The organism is Streptomyces coelicoflavus (assembly GCF_045041415.1).
In the GTDB taxonomy this organism is placed as follows: Bacteria; Actinomycetota; Actinomycetes; order Streptomycetales; family Streptomycetaceae; genus Streptomyces; species Streptomyces coelicoflavus.
Map to the genome: position 1 here is coordinate 1829199 of NZ_CP108218.1, position 19682 is coordinate 1848880.

7 protein-coding genes are annotated in these 19682 nt (G+C 74.2%); 1 reads left to right on the plus strand and 6 read right to left on the minus strand.

Annotated features, from left to right (window positions below; translation table 11 throughout):
• Positions 1 to 78 precede the first annotated feature (78 nt).
• The 6 genes from OHA99_RS07980 to OHA99_RS08005 are packed head-to-tail and all read right to left on the minus strand — an operon-like array spanning position 79 to position 17816.
• The gene (locus OHA99_RS07980; RefSeq protein ID WP_153177500.1) at positions 79 to 918 is read right to left on the minus strand and encodes a thioesterase II family protein; all 840 of its coding nucleotides are present in this window, start codon (positions 916 to 918) and stop codon (positions 79 to 81) included.
• A complete protein-coding gene (locus tag OHA99_RS07985; RefSeq protein ID WP_405694938.1) occupies positions 915 to 2180 on the minus strand; it encodes a cytochrome P450 in 1266 nt (421 codons plus the stop codon). The genes OHA99_RS07980 and OHA99_RS07985 overlap by 4 nt, the downstream gene beginning before the upstream one ends.
• 57 nt (positions 2181 to 2237) lie before the next feature.
• Positions 2238 to 4304 (minus strand): Gfo/Idh/MocA family oxidoreductase, encoded by a 2067-nt coding sequence (locus OHA99_RS07990; RefSeq protein WP_405694940.1) that lies wholly within the window; start codon positions 4302 to 4304, stop codon positions 2238 to 2240.
• Positions 4301 to 5452, minus strand: a complete 1152-nt coding sequence (locus tag OHA99_RS07995; protein ID WP_405694941.1) for a saccharopine dehydrogenase NADP-binding domain-containing protein — start codon at positions 5450 to 5452, stop codon at positions 4301 to 4303. Before OHA99_RS07995 ends, OHA99_RS07990 begins: the two co-directional genes overlap by 4 nt.
• The gene (locus tag OHA99_RS08000; protein ID WP_405694943.1) at positions 5449 to 11022 is read right to left on the minus strand and encodes an amino acid adenylation domain-containing protein; all 5574 of its coding nucleotides are present in this window, start codon (positions 11020 to 11022) and stop codon (positions 5449 to 5451) included. Before OHA99_RS08000 ends, OHA99_RS07995 begins: the two co-directional genes overlap by 4 nt.
• Positions 11019 to 17816 (minus strand): amino acid adenylation domain-containing protein, encoded by a 6798-nt coding sequence (locus OHA99_RS08005; RefSeq protein ID WP_405694946.1) that lies wholly within the window; start codon positions 17814 to 17816, stop codon positions 11019 to 11021. The genes OHA99_RS08000 and OHA99_RS08005 overlap by 4 nt, the downstream gene beginning before the upstream one ends.
• Before the next feature lie 184 nt (positions 17817 to 18000).
• On the opposite strand from OHA99_RS08005, the gene OHA99_RS08010 reads away from it, so the two are divergent.
• Positions 18001 to 19665, plus strand: coding sequence for a (2,3-dihydroxybenzoyl)adenylate synthase (locus tag OHA99_RS08010; protein WP_405694948.1), 1665 nt, complete (start codon positions 18001 to 18003; stop codon positions 19663 to 19665).
• Positions 19666 to 19682: the final 17 nt, after the last annotated feature.

A 19682-nucleotide genomic window follows, 5' to 3' on the forward strand; every position in this document is an offset into this window, starting at 1 on the left:
TCCGGGTGGGGGCGGGCGTGGCGGGTCGGGTGCGGGTGGGCGTGCGGCACGGGGCCGGGCCCGCCGCGTGGTCACGGTTCACGGGGTGCTCGGCCAGGTGTGTGCGCCGCCGGTGGTCAGCGAGGGGTCCAGCCTGCGCAGGACGGCGGCGACGACCTCGCGGCGCCGGGGTGTGAGGTAGAAGTGGTCGCCGGGGAAGACCCGCACCTCGGTGCGGGCGGTGGTGAGGTCCGCCCAGCCGCCTGCCCGGTCGCGGCTGCGTTCCTCGCCGAGTTCGGGGTCCGCGCTGCCGGTCAGGACGTGCAGGGGGCAGGACAGTGGCGGCCGGTCCGCGGGCCGGTGGGTCTCGATGATCCGGTAGTCGTGGCGTACGGCCCTGAGCACGAGGGAGCGCAGCCCGGGGTCGTCCAGGACCTCGCGATCGGTGCCGCCGAGGCGGGCCAGTTCGGCGCTCAGTGTCTCGTCGTCCTGGCGGTGCAGGTCTCCGGTCACGGCGGTGCCGGGGGCGGCCCGGCCGGACGCGAACAGCCGGCGTGGGCCGGGGACTCCGCGGCCGGTGAGCTCGTGGGCCAGCTCCCAGGCGACGGCGGATCCCATGCTGTGCCCGAAGAGGGCGTACGGCCGGTCGAGCAGCGGTCCGAGGGCGTCCGCCACCGCGCTCACCAGCTCGCGCATGTCAGCCGCCTCGGGGTCCTCGAAGCGGTCCTCGCGGCCGGGGTACTGGATGGCGAGGAGTTCCACCTCGGGGGGCGTCAGCGCCGCCCAGGACCGGTAGAAGCCGGCGGTGCCGCCCGCGTGGGGCAGGCAGACGAGCGTGTACCGGGGGGCGGACCCGCCGCTCCACCGCCTGATCCAGGGGCTGTCGGCCCGGGCCGCGCGGGGAGAGGGCCGCGTGGACGCCTTGTGCGGGACGGTCACCAGGTCACCCTCAGTTCCTCGAGGCCGAAGGTGGCCGAGTCGTGCTTGACGACGACGTCGTCCCGGTCCCCGGCGAGCCGGAGGGTGGGGACGCGGCGGATGAGGGTCTCCAGGGCGACCTCCAGCTCCAGCCGGGCCAGGTGCTGTCCGACGCACTGGTGGACGCCGTGGCCGAACGCGACGTGGTGGTTGTCGGTGCGGTGGAAGTCGACGCGCTCCGGCTCCTCGAACTGCTCGGGATCGTGGTTGGCCCCGGCCAGGAGGGCGATGACGCCGTCGTCTGCGGGGATCGTCCGGCCGGACAGGTCGATGTCCTCGGCGGCCACGCGCAGGGGAATGGAGTCGGCGACGGACAGGACGCGCAGGAGTTCGTCGACGGCGGCGGGCATCAGGGAGGAGTCCCGGCGCAGTTCCTCCCTCAGCTCCGGCCGGTCCAGGAGGAGCAGCGTGCTCAGGGCGATCATGCTGGTCGTGGTCTCGCGCCCGGCGTTGATGGTGATGCCGAGGGTGGACAGCAACTGGTCCGTGGTCACGTGGCCGGGGACGAGCTGCTCGGTGACGAGCTTGGAGATCAGGTCGTCGCGGGGCTCCTCCCGCCGCTTGCCGACCAGTTCGGCGAGCAGGCCGAAGAGGCCGCCGAGGGCCTCGGAGACCTGCTCGGCGGTGCTGTTGCGGGAGCCGGAGATCCGGGTGACGTCCCGGAAGTACTCCAGGTTCTCGCGGGGGACACCGAGCAGTTCGCAGATCACCGAGGTGGAGACGGCGTTGGCGTAGGCGGGGACGAGGTCCGCGGGGCCGCCGGCGGCGAGCATGTCGTCCAGGATCTCGTCCACGCGTGCCTGTACGGCGGGGCGCATCGCCCGGACCCGGCGCACCGTGAACACCGGCAGGAGCATCCGCCGGTACTTGGTGTGCTCGGGGGCGTCGGTGCGGATGAAGGGACGGAACCTGGCCCCGGCCTCCTGTTCGCCCTCTCCGAGGGCGGGAAAGCCGGGGCGTCGGATGTCGGCGCTGGCACGGGGGTCGGAGAGCAGTTCGCGTACGTCGTCGTAACGGGTGACCACCCAGGCTTCCTTCTTGGTCGGCAGGGTGACACGGGCGACCGGGTCGTGGGTGCGCAGGGCGGCGTACTCGGCGGGCGCGGCGAAGGGGCAGCCGCGCTGGACCGGGAAGTCCCGGGGCGGGGCGGCGGATTCCGGCGCGGCATCCGTGCCGAGGGGGCCGGGGGCGTGGGACGCCGTGGAGGTCTCTGGGCTGTTCATGGGGGTGTCCTGGCTGTTCATGCGGTGTCCTGGCTGTTCATGCGGTGTCCTGGCTGTTCATGCGGTGTCCTGTCCGTCGGTGGAGGAGAAGACGAGTGAAGGGGCGGTGTGCGAGGCGGCCGGGCCGCCGGACGAGGGCCGCGCGTGCGGCAGTTGCGGTCGGTCGGCCGGGCCGGGGCTGCCCGGTGCCCGGGTGAGCACGGCCAGCGGGGGTGCTCCGGGGCGGGTGGGCAGGGCACGTGCCGTCAGGCCGGACTCGGTCGCCACGTCCTTCAGCCCGAAGGGCGCCCAGCGGTAGGAGTCGCGCACCTCGCGTTCCGGTCGGGCGGCGCCGTCCCGGTAGACCCGCCAGGTGGAGTGCAGGCGCATCACCGCGGCGTCCGTCTCGTCCGGTGCTCCGCCGAACGACCACTCGTAGCGGTGGTGTCCGGCTACGGCGGTGGCGAGCCGGGTTTCGGGAAGGGTCAACGGGCTTTCGAACTGCATGAGTTCGACAACCACGAGCCCGCCGGGAGCCAGCCGCCGGGTCAGCCGCCGCCACAGCCGGGCCCGTTCTCCGGCGTCGAGGTGGCCGAGGACCCCGCAGAGCAGGACGACGCCGATCCGGTCCGGGAGTTCCAGGTCCGGGGCGGAGTCCGCGGTGACGGTCACCCGGGCACGCAGGTCCTCGTCGCTGAAGACCCGGCTGGTCAGCACGGCGCGCATGCCGACCGACGGTTCGCAGGCGATGATCTCCGCGTCCGACCGGGCCCGGGCGACGGCCTCGGTCACCAGACCGGTGCCCGCGCCGATGTCGACGACCGGACCGGTGCTCAGATCGGCGTCGGCGAGGAGGGCGGCGATCGCGGGGGCGCTGGAGGTCGCGGTGTGCTCGGCAGCGACTAGGTCGAAGAACTCGGCCGACGGAGAGTACGCGGCGGTGTCCGCGGGCCGGGGCGCAGTGGTCCGCGGTGAAGGACCGTCCGGCTCCCCGGCGGGGGCCGCCCGGCCGCCGGGCGGGGAGGCCGGTCCCGGACGGGACGTCGTCCCGGGCGGGAATCCCTCCGGGACGGGGAAGACGTCACTGACCGCCAGGGGCCGGGGCACGGCCGGGCGGACGATCTCGGGTGGTCCCAGCCGGGCGGCGAGGTCGGTCCAGATGCGGCACACCGCCAGGTCGTACTGGCCCGCGCGCAAGGCGTCGCCGCCCCGCGCGACCGCCTCGCGGAGTCCGTCGAGGGCCGTGCCGATCGCTTCGGGCCACAGATCGGAGAAGACCGTACGGAAGGACCCCGTGGTGCCGACCACGGCCGTGGTCCCGAGCCCGAGCCGGCCGGTGCCCGGACCGTCCAGGACGAACCGCCGGTCCGCGTCCCGCCCGATGTGCAGCCGGGGGCTCCACAGCACGGGGCCGTGGGTGTCGGCCAGGGTGAGCACGCCGCCCTCGGTTCCCAGGGAGATCCGGTGCCAGTGCAGGGCGTGGTTGTCCCGGTCGGCGGGGTCGAGCTGGTGGTGCACCCGCAGGGTGAGGGGCACGCCTGCGAACACGCCGTGCAGGGAGCGGAACGGCTGCGGCCCGATCTCGGCGGGCAGTGGCGCCGGGTCCGCGAACCGCCAGGGCCGCAGCGTGCCCGTCGCCCGGCCGAGGATGTCCACCAGGGGGTGCATCAGGTGGACGGGGGTGGCGGCGTCCACGAAGAGCGGCCGCTGTTGTGCGACGAGCCGACGGGCCGCCTCGACGAAGGCGCGGACGGGGGCGACGTGCGGGTAGTGGGTGTTGAGGCGGTACTGCACTCCCCGCTCGCGGGCGTGTCTGAGGTTGCCCGTCAACTCGGTGAGGTGGACGGGGTGTTCCTGGAGGACGTGGATGCCCCGGTCCATGAGTGTCCGGGCCAGCTCGGTTCCCCCACCGCCCGATATGGACGAACTCACCGCGACGCAGGCGGCGTCGATGCCCGCCGGGAGGTCGTCGACATCCGTGAGGAACGGGACGCCGAGGCTCTGGGCGTACGCACGGGAGGCTGCCGAGCCCCGGCTCAGAATGCCGGCCAGGACGTAGCCGGGGCGCCGGCGTACCGCCTCGGCGTAGAAGCGGCCGAAGTTGGTGCCGCAGACCAGTACGCTCAGCGGCGACGACGCGCTCACAGCACACCTTCTTCCACCCGGTCGGCGCCGGCCGCCGCGCCGGTGAGCCGGAGGTCGGCCGCCCCGTGCGACCGCAGGTGCCCGACCACGGTGTCCGGGTCCAGCACGTCGCAGGCGAAGTGCACGCCCGCCGGGATGCCGCCCCGCAGTACCGCGTCCACCGCGAGCGCGCCCACGGCCGCCGTGAGGCGGTAGCTGCTGGCCGCGCGCAGGGTCGCTCCCGCGGTCGCCGGCCGGCCCGACGCCGTGCCCGCCAGTGCGAAGTCCATGACGTAGTAGGGCTTGCGTCCGGCCAGGTCGAGATCGGCAGCGAGGATCAGCCGCTCCGCGAGCCGGTCCGGGTCGTCACCGGCCGCGAGCCGTCCGGGCAGGAGGTTGAGCAGCGCGCGTACGGCGGGGCCGGGGTGCACGTTGTACCAGTCGAGGCGGTCCAGGCCCAGGACGGTGGCGAGGCGTTCGCTCTCCCCGCTGAGGTAGGGCTGCACCGCGACCCGTCCGGAGAACGCCTCGTGTTCCGTGTCCTCGGCCGTGCGCAGGACGCGCGGCACCCGGCGCCCGCCGCGGACGGCCGCCAGCGCCTCGCCGTAGGCCGCACCGTCCGCGCCGCCGGAGGTGAGGGACAGCATGAGGTCGTGCGCCACCGTCGGCGAACAGGTTTCCAGGCCACCGCAGTACGCGGTCAGTGCGGTGGCGTCGTCCAGTCCCCGCCCGGCCAGCCAGCGCGGCAGCAGGCTCGACAGTCCGGGCAGTGCTCCCGCCGACAGGACGACGGCGCGGCCGTCGCGGGCGGGGTCGCCGTCCGCGAGGAGGTCCTCGGCGGCCGGGTCGTCCCCGGCCACGTCGACGCAGTGGGCGCCGGCGGCGAGTGCCGCGGAGGCCACCGTGGCGCGGAGCCGGTAGGTGGGGCCGACGCAGTTGAGGACGATGTCGCAGCCCTCGGTGAAGGCGCGCAGGCCGTCCGGTGCGGTGGCGTCGGCCCGGGCCGTCCCGTCGTGGCCGCCGGGGTCCTCTTCGGCGACCGCGCGCAGGGCGGCCTGGGTCCGCCCGCCCAGGCGGAGCCCGGTGTGGCCGAGGGCGCGCAGCTCCCGTACGGCGGCCCGGCCGACCGCCCCGGTGGCGCCCAGGACCCCGATCACGGTCCTGGTCATCGGGTGATCGCCCCCCGGGTCAGCTCGCCGAGGGTCTTGAGGATCCCGGGCGCGTGCTCGACGGACAGGCAGCTGTAGTGGTCGCCGCCGATGTCGAGGATGTCCAGGTCGCCCAAGGTCAGTTCCTCCCAGTAGGTGGTGACGGCGTCCTTGCTGCCGGGGAAGGGGTAGGCGCCGTCGTGGCGCAGGAAGGTGATGTCGCCCGCGTAGGGCTCGGCGTCGTAACGGGTGATGGCGAAGACGCTCTGCCGGAAGGCGAGGAAGAGCCGGGTCATGTGGTCGGGCTCGTAGGTGCCGGCCGAGGCGGGCACCGCCTCGCACATCCGGGCGATTCGGGTGGCCCGGGGCACGTCGGCGAGGTGCCGGAACGGGCTCGCGACGTCCTCGAACTCCTCGGGCAGCGCCGCGAGTCCGCCGTCCGGCAGCACACCGGGGCTGGCGGCCAGGACGGCGTCGGCGGCCGCGGCCACCCGGTACTGGTCGTCCGGGAAGCCGAGGTCGGCCGGGTCGATGCCCATCATGACGGCGAAGGAGTACTCGGCGAGGAGTTCGTCGTCGAGCCGGAAGCGGGGGCTGTGGCTGCTGACGACGGTGAGGCTCTCCACCTCCGCCCCCGACTCGGCCAGGTTGCGGGCCACTTCGGTGGCGATCAGGCCGCCCAGGCAGTAGCCGACGACGTGGAAGCGGCTGCGGCCCTCTGCCGTCAGGGCCCGTGCGTAGTCGGCCGCCATCTGCTCGATGAGTCCCTCCGGCGGCGCGGCCAGGAACCCGTTCAGGTCCGGGACCTCGACGCCGACGACCTCGGCGAGGCCCGGTGAGCGGCGCCTGATCTCGGTGATCAGCGCCCGGTACGGCATGATCGTCGCGGTCCCCGCGTGCACCAGCACGGTCGTCGGCTCGTCCTCGGAGCGCGAGCCGTGCAGGTGGATCACCGGGTTCGTGCGCACGGCGTCCGCCACGGGCGTGTCCTCGGCACCGGCCAGGCCGCGCAGGAACCCGGCGAGACCGGCGACCGTGGGGCGGCGCAGCATATGGCGCAGGACGACCTCCCACTCCAGGTCGGCCGCCCGCGGTACGCGTTCGCGCAGCCGGCCCACCATGCGTGCGACGAGGAGCGAGTCTCCGCCGAGGTCGAAGAAGTCGTCGTTGCGGGTGACGCGGTCGACCGCGAGGAGTTCCGTCCACAGCTCGGCGAGGCTGTTCTCCAGCTCGTCCTTCGGCTGCTCGTCCACGACGACGGGGGCGCTCTCGCGAGGCAGCCAGGTCCGCAGCCGGGAGCGGTCGGTCTTGCCGTTGGCCGTGCGGGGCAGGGTGTCGACGACCTGCCACACCGAGGGGAGCATGTACTCGGGGAGCCGGGTGGCCGCCGTGCGGGCCAGCTCGCCCACGGGGACGTGGTAGCGGTCGTCCTTCAGCGTGGCGAGGAAGACCTCCTGGCCGGTGAGTGCCAGGGCGTCCCGGGCGTCGGGCAGTGAGGTGATCTCGGACGCCCCGTGCGCGGCGAGGAGTTCACGCCACTGGGCGTGGGTGAGGAAGGACTGCCCGGTGTGCTCGCGCACGTCGGTCCAGGTCCGGCCGGCGACCTCCAGGAACTCCATGGAGACGAGCAGCGGGAGGTTCTCGTCGCGGGTGTTCTCCACGAACACGAGCTGTCCGCCCGGTACCAGCAGTTCCCGCAGCCGGCCCACGGCGGCGTCCGCGTCGGCGGCGGCGTGCAGCGTGTTGGCGCAGATCACGACGTCGAAGGTGTTCGGCGGCAGCTGCTGGGCGCGGGGGTCCTCGTCGACGTCGAAGCGCTGGTAGCGGACCCAGGAGTGGTCGGCGAAGCGCTCGCGGGCCTCGTTCAGGAAGAACGCGGAGGCGTCGGTGAACAGGTAGTCGACGCCGTACTCGGCCAGGACGGGCACCAGTTCGCCGGTGGTGCCGCCGACACCGCCGCCCACTTCGAGGACGCGCAGCCGCTCCTCGCCGGTGTGACCGGCGGCGATCTCGCGCAGCGCGGCGACCACCGCGCGGTTGAGGTGCCGGATGGCGAGGTTGTCGCGGTAGGCGGCGTCCGCGGCCTCCGTGGCGGCGCCGGGGAAGAGCAGCTCCTGGATGCCCGTCTCGCCGGAGACCAGTTCGGGCAGCCGCTCGGCACAGGTGTGCATGACGGTGAGCAGCTCCGTGCTCCAGCCGATCTCCCGCTCCAGTGCCGCGGCTCGGTGCCGGCGGCGCTCCCGCTCGGTGTCGGAGACGGGGACGAGGCCGGTGTAGGTGCCGTCCGGGGCCCGGTGGGTGAGCCGGTCGCGGGCGGCCAGGGCGCGCAGCCAGCGCCGCACGATGTGCCGGTGACGTGGCGTGGCGCGCAGGGCCGTGCCCACTTCCTCCGCCGTGCGTGCCGCTCCCCCGTCGAACACTCCGGAGGCGGCGAGGACGTGCGTCATCTCGGCGAGCGCCATCTCGTCGAGGGCGGCCAGGAAGTCGGTGAGCCGCGCGGCGTCGACGGCCGCGGAGGCTTCGCTCACGGCGTCGGCCGCCGCCCTGCGCGCCTGGGCCCGTCCCGCCACGACGGACGCGTCGCCGTCCCTGGGGGGCACCCCGGAAGGACCGGTCGTCCCACCGTCCTTGCGGGCCGTCTCCACGAACGCGGCCAGGCGCCGTCCCCCCGCCGCCGAGTCGTCGACGACCACGGCGCCCGCCGCGACCGCAGGGTGGGCCTGTACGGCGGCCTCCACCTCGGCGAGTTCGACCCGGTAGCCGCGGATCTTGACCTGGGCGTCCTCGCGGCCCAGGAACTCGATGGTCCCGTCGGGGAGGTACCGCCCGAGGTCACCCGTGCGGTACAGCCGTCCTCCGGTGACGGGGTCGGTGAGGAACCTCTGCGCCGTGCGCTCCTCGTCGCCGAAGTAGCCCAGGGCGACGCCGTCGCCGCCGATGTACAGCTCGCCCGGCACCCATTCGGGGCGGGGCCGCAGGTACCGGTCTAGCACGGCGAACGTCTGGTTGGTCAGGGGCTTGCCGTACGGGATGCTCGGGCGGGCCGTGTCCACGTCGCCGATCGGGTGGGCGATGGACCAGATGGAGCCCTCGGTGGCGCCGCCGAGCGAGACGATCTCCAGCCCCGGCAGGAGTGCGCGGGCCTGGTCGGGCAGGGCGACCGGTATCCAGTCACCGGATATCAGCGCGAGCCGCAGCGAGACGCCGTCGGCAGGGGGCTCGGAGCGCAGCCAGTCGCACAGCATGTGGAGCTGGCCGGGGACCGAGTTCCAGACGGTCACCCCGTGGTCGCGGACCAGCTCGGCCCAGTGGGAGGGGTCGCCGCGCCGGTCGGCCGCGGGCAGGACGAGGGCGGCGCCCACCGCGAGCGGTCCGAACAGGTCGTAGACGGACAGGTCGAAGCCGAGGCCCGCGATGCCGAGGACACGGTCGCGTCCGGTGACGGCGTGGCGGCGGTTGATGTCCTCCACGGTGTTGAGGGCGGCGCGGTGACTGATCATCACGCCCTTGGGCGTACCGGTGGAGCCCGAGGTGTAGATGATGTAGGCGAGGTCGTCGGGGTCGCGCCGGGCTCCGCCCGTGTCCGCTGTGGCCGCCGGGTCTTCGGGGAGGAGGTCGACGGCGACGGCCGTGACGTTCTCCGGGAGGTCGTCGAGTTCGGCGAGCCAGGACTGGGTGAGGACCGTGCGGACGCCCGCGTCCGCGATGATCGTGTCCCGGCGGGCCGGTGGCTGAGCGGTGTCGACGGGCAGGTAGGCGCCGCCCGCCATGAGGGTGCCGAAGACCGCGACGACCTGCTCCCAGCCCTTGTCCGCCCAGATCGCCACGGGCTCCCCGGGACGCAGCCCGGCTGCCGTCAGGGCCTCGGCCAGAGCGCTCGCGCGGGCCACGAGCTGTCGGTAGGTGAGGGCGAGTCCGGGGGCCCGGACGGCGATCGCCTCCGGTGTGGCCCGTGCCTGGGCGAGTACGGGTTCGTGGAGCAGGGCGTCCGGCAGGGGCCCCTCGGTCGCGTTGACCGCGCGTCGGCGTACCGCCTGTGCCGCGGGCAGGGGGATGCGGGCCGGGGCGTCCCAGGCGGCGTCGCCGGCTTCCCGCTCGGCCGCCAGCGACCGTACGAGTGCCGTGTACGCCTCGAACATGGCGTCGGCCACCCCGTGGGCGAGCGCACCCTCCCGGATGTCCCAGGACAGGCTCAGGGTGTCGCCGCGGTGCATGACCTGGCAGTCGAGCCATACCTGCGGCGTCCGGGTCACGGCGTACCTCACCTCGGGGGGTACGCCCTCGGAGGTGGCGCCGGTGCCCAGGGCGCTGGTGAAGACGACCGGCATGAGTACCGGGGCGCCGGCTGTGCGGGAGAGCTCGGCCAGCACCTCGGAGCCGGTGAACAGGGGATGCGCCAGGTCTTCCAGGAGCTGCTCTCCCACCGCCCTGGTCCGTTCGGCGAAGGTGGCCGGGGCGTCGAGGTCGACGGTGAGGAGTTCGAGCGAGGTGAAGTCCCCGACGAGGCGGCCGATGTCCTCGTGCAGGTCGGGCCGGTCGACGGTGGGTACGTTGAGCGTGAAGCGGCTGGTGCGCGACCAGGCGCCGACCGTCTCGGCGTACGCGGTGAGCAGGGCCGTCGACACGGTCAGTCCGCGCCGCGCGGCCCGCTCGGCGAGGCGGTCCCGGTCGGCCGCGGGCAGCAGGATCTCCAGCCGCCGGAACGTCACCGGGCCGTCGGGGGCCGGAGCGCGGTCCGGCTCTCCGGGATCGGTGACCGCGGCTTCCCAGGCTTCGGCGAGGGGCAGTTCGGGAGCGGGTGGCAGGGTGTCGAGGCGTTCGTGCCAGTAGGCGCGGTCGCGGGTGTGCGCGTCGCCGTCGGTGAGGGCGCGGCGGGCCAGGACGTAGTCGCGGAAGGTGATCCGCGGGGCGTCGGAGAGGGCGGCGCCTCCGTAGCTCTGCTGGAACTCGGCCAGCAGGACGCGCAGGCCGGCGTGGTCGACGACGAGCATGTCGAAGGAGAGGTGGAGGACGGCACGCTCGGCGGTGCGGGTCACGTGCACGTCGAAGAGCGGCCACCGGTCGGTGGGTGCCTCGCGGGTGGCCAGCCGCGTACGGGTGCGCTCCGCCTCCGCCTCGGCGGTGGCGGCCGGGAGCGCGGTCAGGTCGTCGGCGCCGACCACGAGGGCGGGCACGTCGGGCAGGACCCGCTGGTAGCCGTCGGGGGGGACGACGGCGCGGAGCATGTCGTGCCGTTGGACCAGTTCCCGCCACACGGAGGTGACGCGGTCGACGTCCAGGTCGGGGTATTCCAGTTCGACGTAGGCGTGGCAGCCGACGCCGCCGTAGGCGTAGGCGTCGGTGCGGCCGATGAGGTAGGCGGCCTGGATGTCGGTCAGCGGGAACGGTTCGTGGCGGTTGTCCGGGTCGGCGCGCAGGGCCGGTTCCCCGGCCTCCAGGTGGCGCAGGAGGGCTTCCTTGTGCGTGCGCAGTTCGGCCCGGTGCGCGTCGGTGAGCCGGCCCTGCGGGGCCCGGAAACGCAGTTGTCCGTCCTGGGCCCACAGCACCACGCCGTCGTCGGCGTAGCGGGCCAGCAGTTCAGCGATGTTCACAGCTCTCCGGTCTCGTAGGCGGTCTCGTGGGCCGCGAGCGTTCGGTTGACGTCCGCGGCGAGCGCGGCGACGGTCGGTGCGGCGAAGAAGCGGCGGACGGGCACGGCGGCCCCGAGACGGCGCTCGATCGCGGTCAGCAGGCGCAGTGCGGTGAGGCTGTCGCCGCCGGTGGTGAAGAAGTTGGCGTTGCGGTCGGGCACCCAGTGCGGCAGGTACGCGCTCCAGAGTCCGGCGAGGGCCGCCTCGGTCCGGCCGCGTGGCGGCTCGGCTCCCTCGGACACCGTCTCCGGTCCCGCCAGAGCGGCCAGGGCCGCCCGGTCGACCTTTCCGTTCGCCGTGAGGGGCAGGGCGGACAGGAGCCGGATGCGGGACGGAACGGCGTGGGCGGGGACCCGTTCGGCCAGCAGGGCGAAGAGGCTCTCGGTGAGCTCGGGGTCCTCGACCGGCCCGTGGGGAGCCTGCTCCTGGGCCGGTTCGGGGTTCTGGACCGGCCCGTGGGGAGTCCGCTCCTGGGCCGGTGCGGTGCCCGCGGTGGGGTCCTGCGGTACCGCGAAGGCGGCCAGGCGCTTGTCGGTGCGCTCCCCCACGGCCACGACGGCGGCGCGCAGCACGGCCGGGTGTGCTTCCAGGGCGGCCTCGATCTCGCCGGCCTCGATCCGGTGGCCGGCGATCTTCAGCTGGCTGTCGAGCCGGCCGAGGAACTCCAGCAGTCCGTCGCCCCGGTACCGGCCCAGGTCACCCGTCCGGTACCAGCGGCGCCCGTCCTGTTCGACGAACTTCTCGGCGGTGCGGGCCGGGTCGGCCAGGTAGCCGCGGGCCAGCCCCGCGCCGCCGATCCACAGTTCGCCGGGCGTCCAGTCGGGGCAGTCCCGGCCGTCCCGGCCGACCACGCGGTAGTGCTGCCCGGTCAGGGGGCGGCCGTAGGGGATGGAGACCCAGCGGGGGTCCGGTTCGGTGACGGTGAGGGTGTTGGACCAGATGGCGGCTTCGGTGGCGCCGCCCATGGCGACGAAGGCGCAGGGCCGCGCGGTCCGGGCCCGCAGCCGGGCGGGCAGGTCGAGGCCGATCCAGTCGCCGGAGACCAGTGCGGTCCGCAGCCCGGCGATCCGGCCGCCTTCCCCGCCGCCCTGTTCGTCGGCGTCGAGCAGCAGGTCGAGCAGGGCCGGGACGGTGTTCCACACGGTGACGCCGTACCGCTCCAGCAGGCCGGGCCAGCGAGCCGGTTCACGCCGCTGGTCCTCGGTGGGCAGCAGGAGGGAGCCGCCCGCGGCGAGCGGGCCGAAGATGTCGTACACGGAGAGGTCGAAGTCCAGTGCCGACAGGGCGAAGACGCGGTCGTCCCCGCGGATGCCGTGCCGGGCGTTGATGTCCGCGATCGTGTTCCAGGCGGCGGCGTGGGTGATCTCGACGCCCTTGGGCTCCCCCGTGGAACCCGAAGTGAAGATCACGTAGGCGAGGGAGCGGGGAGGCGTCGTCCACGGTGCGGGCAGCGGCTCGTGGTCCTGCGTGTCCGTGAAGGACAGGGCGCGGGGGGCCGTTCCTCCCGGAGCGGGCCAGTCGCCCACGACCACGGGGAAGGCGGCGGTGGCTAGCACCCGTGCCAGCCGCGCGACGGGCTGTTCCAGGCTCAGCGGCACGTAGGCGGCACCGGCCGCGAGCACACCGAGGACCGCCGCGATCTGCTCCGGTCCCTTGGGAAGGGTGACCGCGACCAGGTCTCCCGGTCGCACGCCGGCGTCCACGAGCGCGGCAGCCGTCCGCAGCGACCGGTCGGCGAGTGTTCCGTACGTCGTCTCCTCCCCCGCGGTCGTGACCAGGGCGGTGCGGTCGGGGGTGGTCGTCGCGCGGGTGAAGAACGTCTGGTGCAGGGGGCGCGGCGTCACCGGGTCCAGGGCGGCCTCGCGTGCCGCCGCGGCCCGCCGTTCGTACTGGGAGGCGGGCAGCAGGCCGGGCAGCGGTGCGTCCCAGTCGCCGGCGACGGCGTACCGCAGCAGCCGGTCGTAGGCGCCGAACATCGCGTCCAGCACTCCTTCGGGGAACAGCTCGTCGACGGCGTCCCAGGTGACGACCAGGTCTCCGGACTCCTCGGTGACCTGGTTGTCCAGGCAGACCTGCGGGGACTGGGAGATGCCCCAGACCTTCGCGGGGAAGCCGGTACCCGGTCCGGCCAGCGTCGCGTCCCCGACGCCGATGGCGCTGGTGAACACCACGGGGGCGGCGGCGTCCACCGTGCCCGTGCGGCGGCCGAACTCCCGCAGCAGCCAGTCGATCGGCACGTCCGCGTGGTCCAGGTCCGCCGCCTGACGCCGCTGGAGGGCGGCTGCCGCGGCCGGCCAGGACGTGCCTTCGCGCCGGTGGCCCGCGAGTGACAGGGACGTGAAGTCCCCCAGCACCCGCTGGACATGGGGGTGGACGTCCCGCCGGTTGAAGAGGGTGAGGGTGACGGTCACGGCGTCGGTCCCGCTCCAGGTCTCCAGGACCTCCGCGTACAGGGCCAGCAGGACGGTGGAGGGGGTCAGGCCGTGCCGTGCCGCCTCGCGCTTGACCGCCCGCCAGTCCTCGGCGGGCAGGCTCAGCCGGCGCCGCGTGAAGACGGGCGCGTCGAGTGCCGCCGGGTCCCGGGCGAAGGGCAGGGCGGGCGGGGGCGGCAGTTCGGACAGGCGGGCCTGCCAGTGGGCGCGGGCCCGGGCGGTCGCCTCCGGGTCGGCGGGGAGGCGGGTCAGGTAGTCGCGGAACGACACGTCCACGGGCGGCAGTTCGTGATCCGGGTCGGCGTAGAGCGTGCTCAGTTCGGCGTAGAGCGTGGTGATGGAGAGCGCGTCGAGCACGAGGTAGTCCAGGCCGACGCCGATACGGGTCCGTGTCCCGTCGTCGCTCATCCCGGCGTCCCCGTCGTCGCTCTTCCCGGCGTTCGCGTCCTCGCGGTAGCGCACCGCCTCGAGGGCGAAGAGCGGCCACCGGGCGGGGTCGCGGACCTGCTGGGACAGGCGGGCGCGCAGACCGGCCAGGGTCTCGGCCGCTTCGCCGGGGCGGGCGTCCTCCACCGGTACGCGCACCGGCGGCACGTCGGGCAGGACACGCTGGTGCCCGTCCTCCACGACCGCGCGGAGCATCCCGTGCCGCCGGACGAGGGTGTTCCAGGCGCGCTCCAGCCGCTCCAGGTCGACGTCCGTGCCGTCGAACTCCGTGTAGTGCCAGGTGCCGACGCCGCCGAGGGTGAAGCGGGGGTCGCGACCGGTGTGGTAGGCGGTCTGGACGTCCGTGAGCGGGAAGGGCTCGTGGGCGTGGTCCGGGTCGGGCACCAGAGCGGGCGCGGCGACGGGCGACGCCGCCGCTCCGGTGGCCGTCGTGGGGCGCAGGGTCTCGCAGAAGTGCCGGAGCACGGGGTGGGCGAACAGGTCGGCCACGCGGGCGTGGGGGAATCCGGCGGCGCGCAGCCGGCCGATCATCCGGGTCGCGACGAGCGAGTCGCCGCCCAGCAGGAAGAAGCTGCTCTCCCGGCCCACTTCGGGCACGTCGAGGAGTTCGGCCCACTCGGCCGCCACGGCGCTCTCCACCGGGCCGTCCGGCGCCGACGTGCGCGGCCCCTCCTGCCCGGCGGCCCCGGTCAGCGCCCGGTGGACCGCCGTCCGGTCGAGCTTGCCGTTGGCGGTCAGCGGCAGGTCGGCCAGGACGAGGACGCGCTCGGGCACCATGTAGGCGGGAAGCCGTCGGGCCGCCCGGAGACGGACCTCGTCCGGGCCGGGTGCCTCGCCGCGTGCGGACACGGCCGCGGCCAGGTGCCGTCCGGGTGTGTCGAGGACGGTGGCGACCGCGTGCAGGACCGCGGGGTCGTCCTCCAGCGCGGACTCGACCTCGCCCAGTTCGATGCGGTGGCCGCCGACCTTCACCTGGTGGTCGGCGCGCCCGAGGAACTCCAGTACGCCGTCGGACCGGTACCGGGCCAGATCGCCGCTGCGGTACCAGCGCTCGCCGTCGTACTCGACGAAGCGTTCCGCCGTACGCCCGGGGTCCGCACGGTAGCCGTTGGCCACACCGGGGCCGCCGATCCACAGCTCGCCGGGGACGAGATCGGGGCAGTCGCGTCCCCGTCCGTCCACGACCCGGGCCCGCATGTTGCGCAGGGGGACGCCGTAGGGGACGGACTTCCAGGCCGGGTCGGTCTCCCGCACCTCGAACACCGTGGAGTGGACCGCGGCCTCCGTCATGCCGCCGAGCGCCACGAAGCGGCAGCCGGGCACGAGCGCGCGGAGCCTGCGGGGCTGGTCGAGCCCGACCCAGTCCCCGCCGAGCAGCACCATGCGCACGGAGTCCCCGAGGCCCTCGTCCTCGCCCGCGGCCATCAGCAGGTCGAGCAGGGCGGGCACGCACTGCACCAGCGTCACCCCGTGCTCACGGATCAGCCGCGCCCAGTGGTGGGCGTCCCGGCGGTGGTCCTGTCCGACGGTGACCACCTGGCCGCCGAGGGACAGCGGGGTGAAGACGTCCCACGCGGCCAGGTCGAAGTCGAGCGCGGAGATCGCGAGGGTGCGGTCGGCGGGTCCGAGCCCGAGGTGCTCCTCCATCGCCTCGACGGTGTTGACGACCGCCCGGTGCGACACCTCGACGCCCTTGGACAGTCCCGTGGAGCCCGACGTGAACAGCACGTAGGCGGGCAGGGCGGGGTCGGGCCGCACGACCTGTGCGGGCCGGAGCCCCGTCGCGTCCTCCAGGAGCAGCACCGGGGCCGGGGCGTCCGCGCAGAGGGGGGCGTGGTCCCGGTCGGTGAGTACGGCGGACGCGCCGGCCACGGAGTGGATGCGTTCCCGGCGTACGGCGGGCTGTTCCACGCCGACGGGAGCGTACGCCGCGCCCGCGGCCAGGATGCCGAGGACCGCGGTGATCTGGTCGGCGCCCTTGGGCAGGGTCACGGCGACGGTGTCGCCCTCCCGCACGCCGTGGGCGTGCAGCAGCGCGGCGATCCGCCGGGCCGCGTGGGCGAGTTCGCGGTAGGTGAGGGTGTCGCCGGTGGTACGGACCACCGCGGTGCGGCCCGGCTCGGTCTCGGCGAGCCGGAAGAAGCGGGTGTGCAGGGCGCGGTCCGGGACCGGCGTGGGAGGCAGGGCCGCCACCGCGCGCCGGGGCAGGACGTCGGGGGCGAGCAGGCCGTCCACCGGCCGGGCCCACGCGTCGGGGTCCGTGATCAGGCGGGTGACGAGGCGGCGGTAGGCGTCGAACGCGGCGTCCGGCACACCGGCCTCGAACACACCGTCCCGCACGTCCCAGTTGAGGAGCAGGCCGCCGTCGAGTTCGGTGACCTGGGCGTCCAGGTAGACCTGGGGGCCCTGGGAGATGATCCAGGACGGGCGGCCGAAGGACTTCTGCACGTCCTGCTCGAAGATCTCCCCCAGCCCGATGGCACTGGTGTACACGACCGGGGCCAGCACCGGGGCCCCCTCGGCGCGCGCGAGGTCGCGCAGCACCTCCACCCCGCCGTACGCGCCGTGGGAGATGCCTTCCTGGAGCCGTTCCTGCACGCCACGGGCCTGCCGGGAGAAGGGAAGGGACGCGCTCAGGTCCGCGTCCAGCAGGACCGAGCCGCTGAAGTCGCCGACCAGACCCGCGACGTCCGGGGTGAACGTCTCCCGGTCGAACAGCGGGAGGTTGAGCAGGAAGCGTCGGCTGTCGCTCCAGGTGGCGATGACCTCGGCGAAGGCGGTGGCGAGCGCGGCGGCGGGGGTGATGCCGTGCCGGCGCGCCGATCTGATCAGCGCCGCCTTGTCGGAGGGGCCCAGCCAGTGGTGCAGGCGGCGGGAGTGGGTGAGCGCGGTGTCGTCGGCGCTCACCGGCGTCAGCGGGTCGACGGCCGTCGGCAGGCGCGGAGCGCGGGGCAGGTCAGGCAGCCGCTCCCGCCACCAGGCCGCGTGCCGCTCGCGTTCCGCCCGTCGTCGGGCGTCGTGCTCCGCCAGGTACCGGCGGTAGTCGAGGGCGAGTTCACGGGGCCGGTCGTCGGGAGACTCGTAGAAGCGGCGCAGGTCGGCCAGGAGGACCCGCAGGCTCAGCGCGTCACCGGCCATCATGTCCAGGTCGATCTGCAACCGGGTCCCGCCGTCGGGGAGCAGGCAGAGGGCCACGCGGAAGACGTCGCCGGAGGTGATGTCCGGGCGGGCGTGGGTGTTGCGCTCGCGCAGCAGCTCCAGCTCGGCCGCGGCGTCGGCGGCGGTGTACTCACGCAGGTCGTGGACGGTGAGGGAGGTACCCGGCGCGCCGAAGCGCTGCCGTCCCTCCTCGTCGAAGACCGCCCTCAGCATGCCGTGCCGCAGCACGAGCGCACGCACGGCGGTGTCGAGCCGGACGGGGTCGACGTCGTGGCCGTCGAGTTCGACGTAGAAGTGCGCGGCGACGCCACCGAGGGGCTGTCCGTCCTGGCGGCCGATCCAGTAGGCGTGCTGCATCGCCGCCAGGGGGAACGTCTCCGTCCGCCCTTCGCCCGTCACCGCGTCGAGCGGCGTGGGTGGTGCGGTGGCGGCTGCCTCGGCGGGTTCTCCCCGTCCCAGCAGGGCGGTCCAGGCGGCCAGGGTCGGGGTGCGGGTGAGGTCCTGGAAGGTGACCGTGCTGCCTTCGCGCCGCCAGGTGCCGACCAGGGACATCAGCATCAGTGAGTCGAGACCGAGTTCGAAGAGGTCCCGGTCGTCGTCCAGCTCGTGGGGCGCCGTCCGCAGTGCGCGTGCGACCGCTTCGCGCACTGTGGCCGGCGCGTGAAGGGTTCCGTCGCCTTCCGCCGTCCGCGCCTGGACGGCTGCTTCATCGCTCACTGAGGGGACCTTCCGGTCGGATGGGGTGGCCAGTTGAGGGCCGGCGTCCGAAACGGGACTCTCGTCCGCCGGGCCGTAGCGCCACTCTAGGTTGAAATGATTATCATTTCTAGACTTCACATCGTAGTCACACAACGGGCCGCGGTACCAGGGCCCGAGAGCGAAGGAGAGAGGGCGGAACCACATGACCGAGAAGCAGAACGGCTGGTCGGACGCGGAGTCGGCGCGCTACCGGGCCGTCGGCCACTGGGAGGGGGTCACCTTCGGTGCCCGCCTGCGTCGAGCGGGCACCGCCCGTGGAGACCGTGCCGCCCTGGTCGACGGGGACCGGCGGTGGACCTATGCGGATCTGGACACCGAGGCCGACCGCGTCGCCCACGGACTGCGGGGGCTCGGTGTCGAGCGGGGCGACCGCGTCGTCGTCCAGCTCCCCAACTGCGCCGAGTTCGTCCTCGTCTGGTTCGGACTGCAACGCCTCGGGGCGGTCCCGGTGCACGCCATGCCCGGGCACCGGCGCCGGGAGATCGGTCATCTGGTGCGCGTGTCGGGTGCGGTGGCCTGTGTGGTGCCCGACCGGCACGCCAGGTTCGACCACCGGGAGCTGATGCGCGAGGTACGGGCTGAGCAGGGGCCGGGCGGTTCGCTCCGGACGGTCGTCGTGGTCGGTGATCCCGGTCCGGAGAGCGGCTTCGTCCCGTTCGAGGCACTGCGGGCGGCCCCGCCTTCCGTGCCCGGTCGTACCGCGCCGGACGCCCGGCCAGCGCCGGGAGCCGACGACGGCGGAGCGGGCTCCGAGGACGTCGCCCTTCTGTTGCTGTCCGGCGGCACCACCGGCCTGCCCAAGCTCATCCCGCGGACGCACGACGACTACGCCTACAACGCCCGCGCCTGTGCCGGGGTCTGTGCCCTCGACGAGCGGACCGTCTACTTGGCGGTGCTGCCGGTCGGATTCAACTTCACCTTCGCCTGCCCCGGTGTGCTGGGCACCCTCATGGCCGGGGGGACCGTCGTGATCGCCCCGGATCCCAGCCCGCAGACGGCCTTCGCGCTCGTCGAGCGGGAGGGCGTGACCCTGACCTCGCTGACCCCGCCGCTCGTCACCCACTGGGTGGACGAGGCCGACTCCGGGGCGTGGGACCTCGGCAGCCTCTCGGTGGTGCAGGTCGGCGGGGCGCGGCTGCCGGAGGAGCACGCCCGCAGGCTCGGTCCGGCGCTCGGGGCGACCGTGCAGCAGGTCTTCGGCATGGCGGAGGGACTGATCAACCTCACCCGCCTCGACGACCCCGAGGACCTCGTCTGCGCCACCCAGGGCCGGCCCGTCTCCCCCGACGACGAGATCCTGGTGGTGGACACCGACGGCCGGCCCGTGGCGGACGGTACGGCGGGCGAACTGCTCACCCGGGGCCCGTACACGCTGCGTGGCTACTACCGGGCCGACGAGCACAACCGCACGGCGTTCACCCCGGACGGCTACTACCGGACCGGCGACGTGGTGCGCCGGCTGCCGACCGGACACCTCGTCGTGGTGGGCCGGATCAAGGACCAGATCAACCGCGGCGGTGAGAAGGTCGCCGCCGTCGAGGTGGAGGAGCAGTTGCTCACGCATCCGGCGATCACGGCCGCGGCGCTGGTGGGTGTGCCGGACGAACGCTGGGGCGAGCGGACCGTCGCCTTCGTGGTGTGCGACGGCGAGGCTCCCGGCGTGCGGGAGGTGGCCGCGCACCTGAGGGAGCGCGGGCTGGCCGGACACAAGAGCCCGGACGAGGTCGTCCGGGTGGCCGGCCTCCCGCTGACCGCGGTCGGAAAGATCGACAAGGCAGCGCTGGCGCGGACGTCGCTCCGGCCGTGAGACGGGTCGCGGAGGAG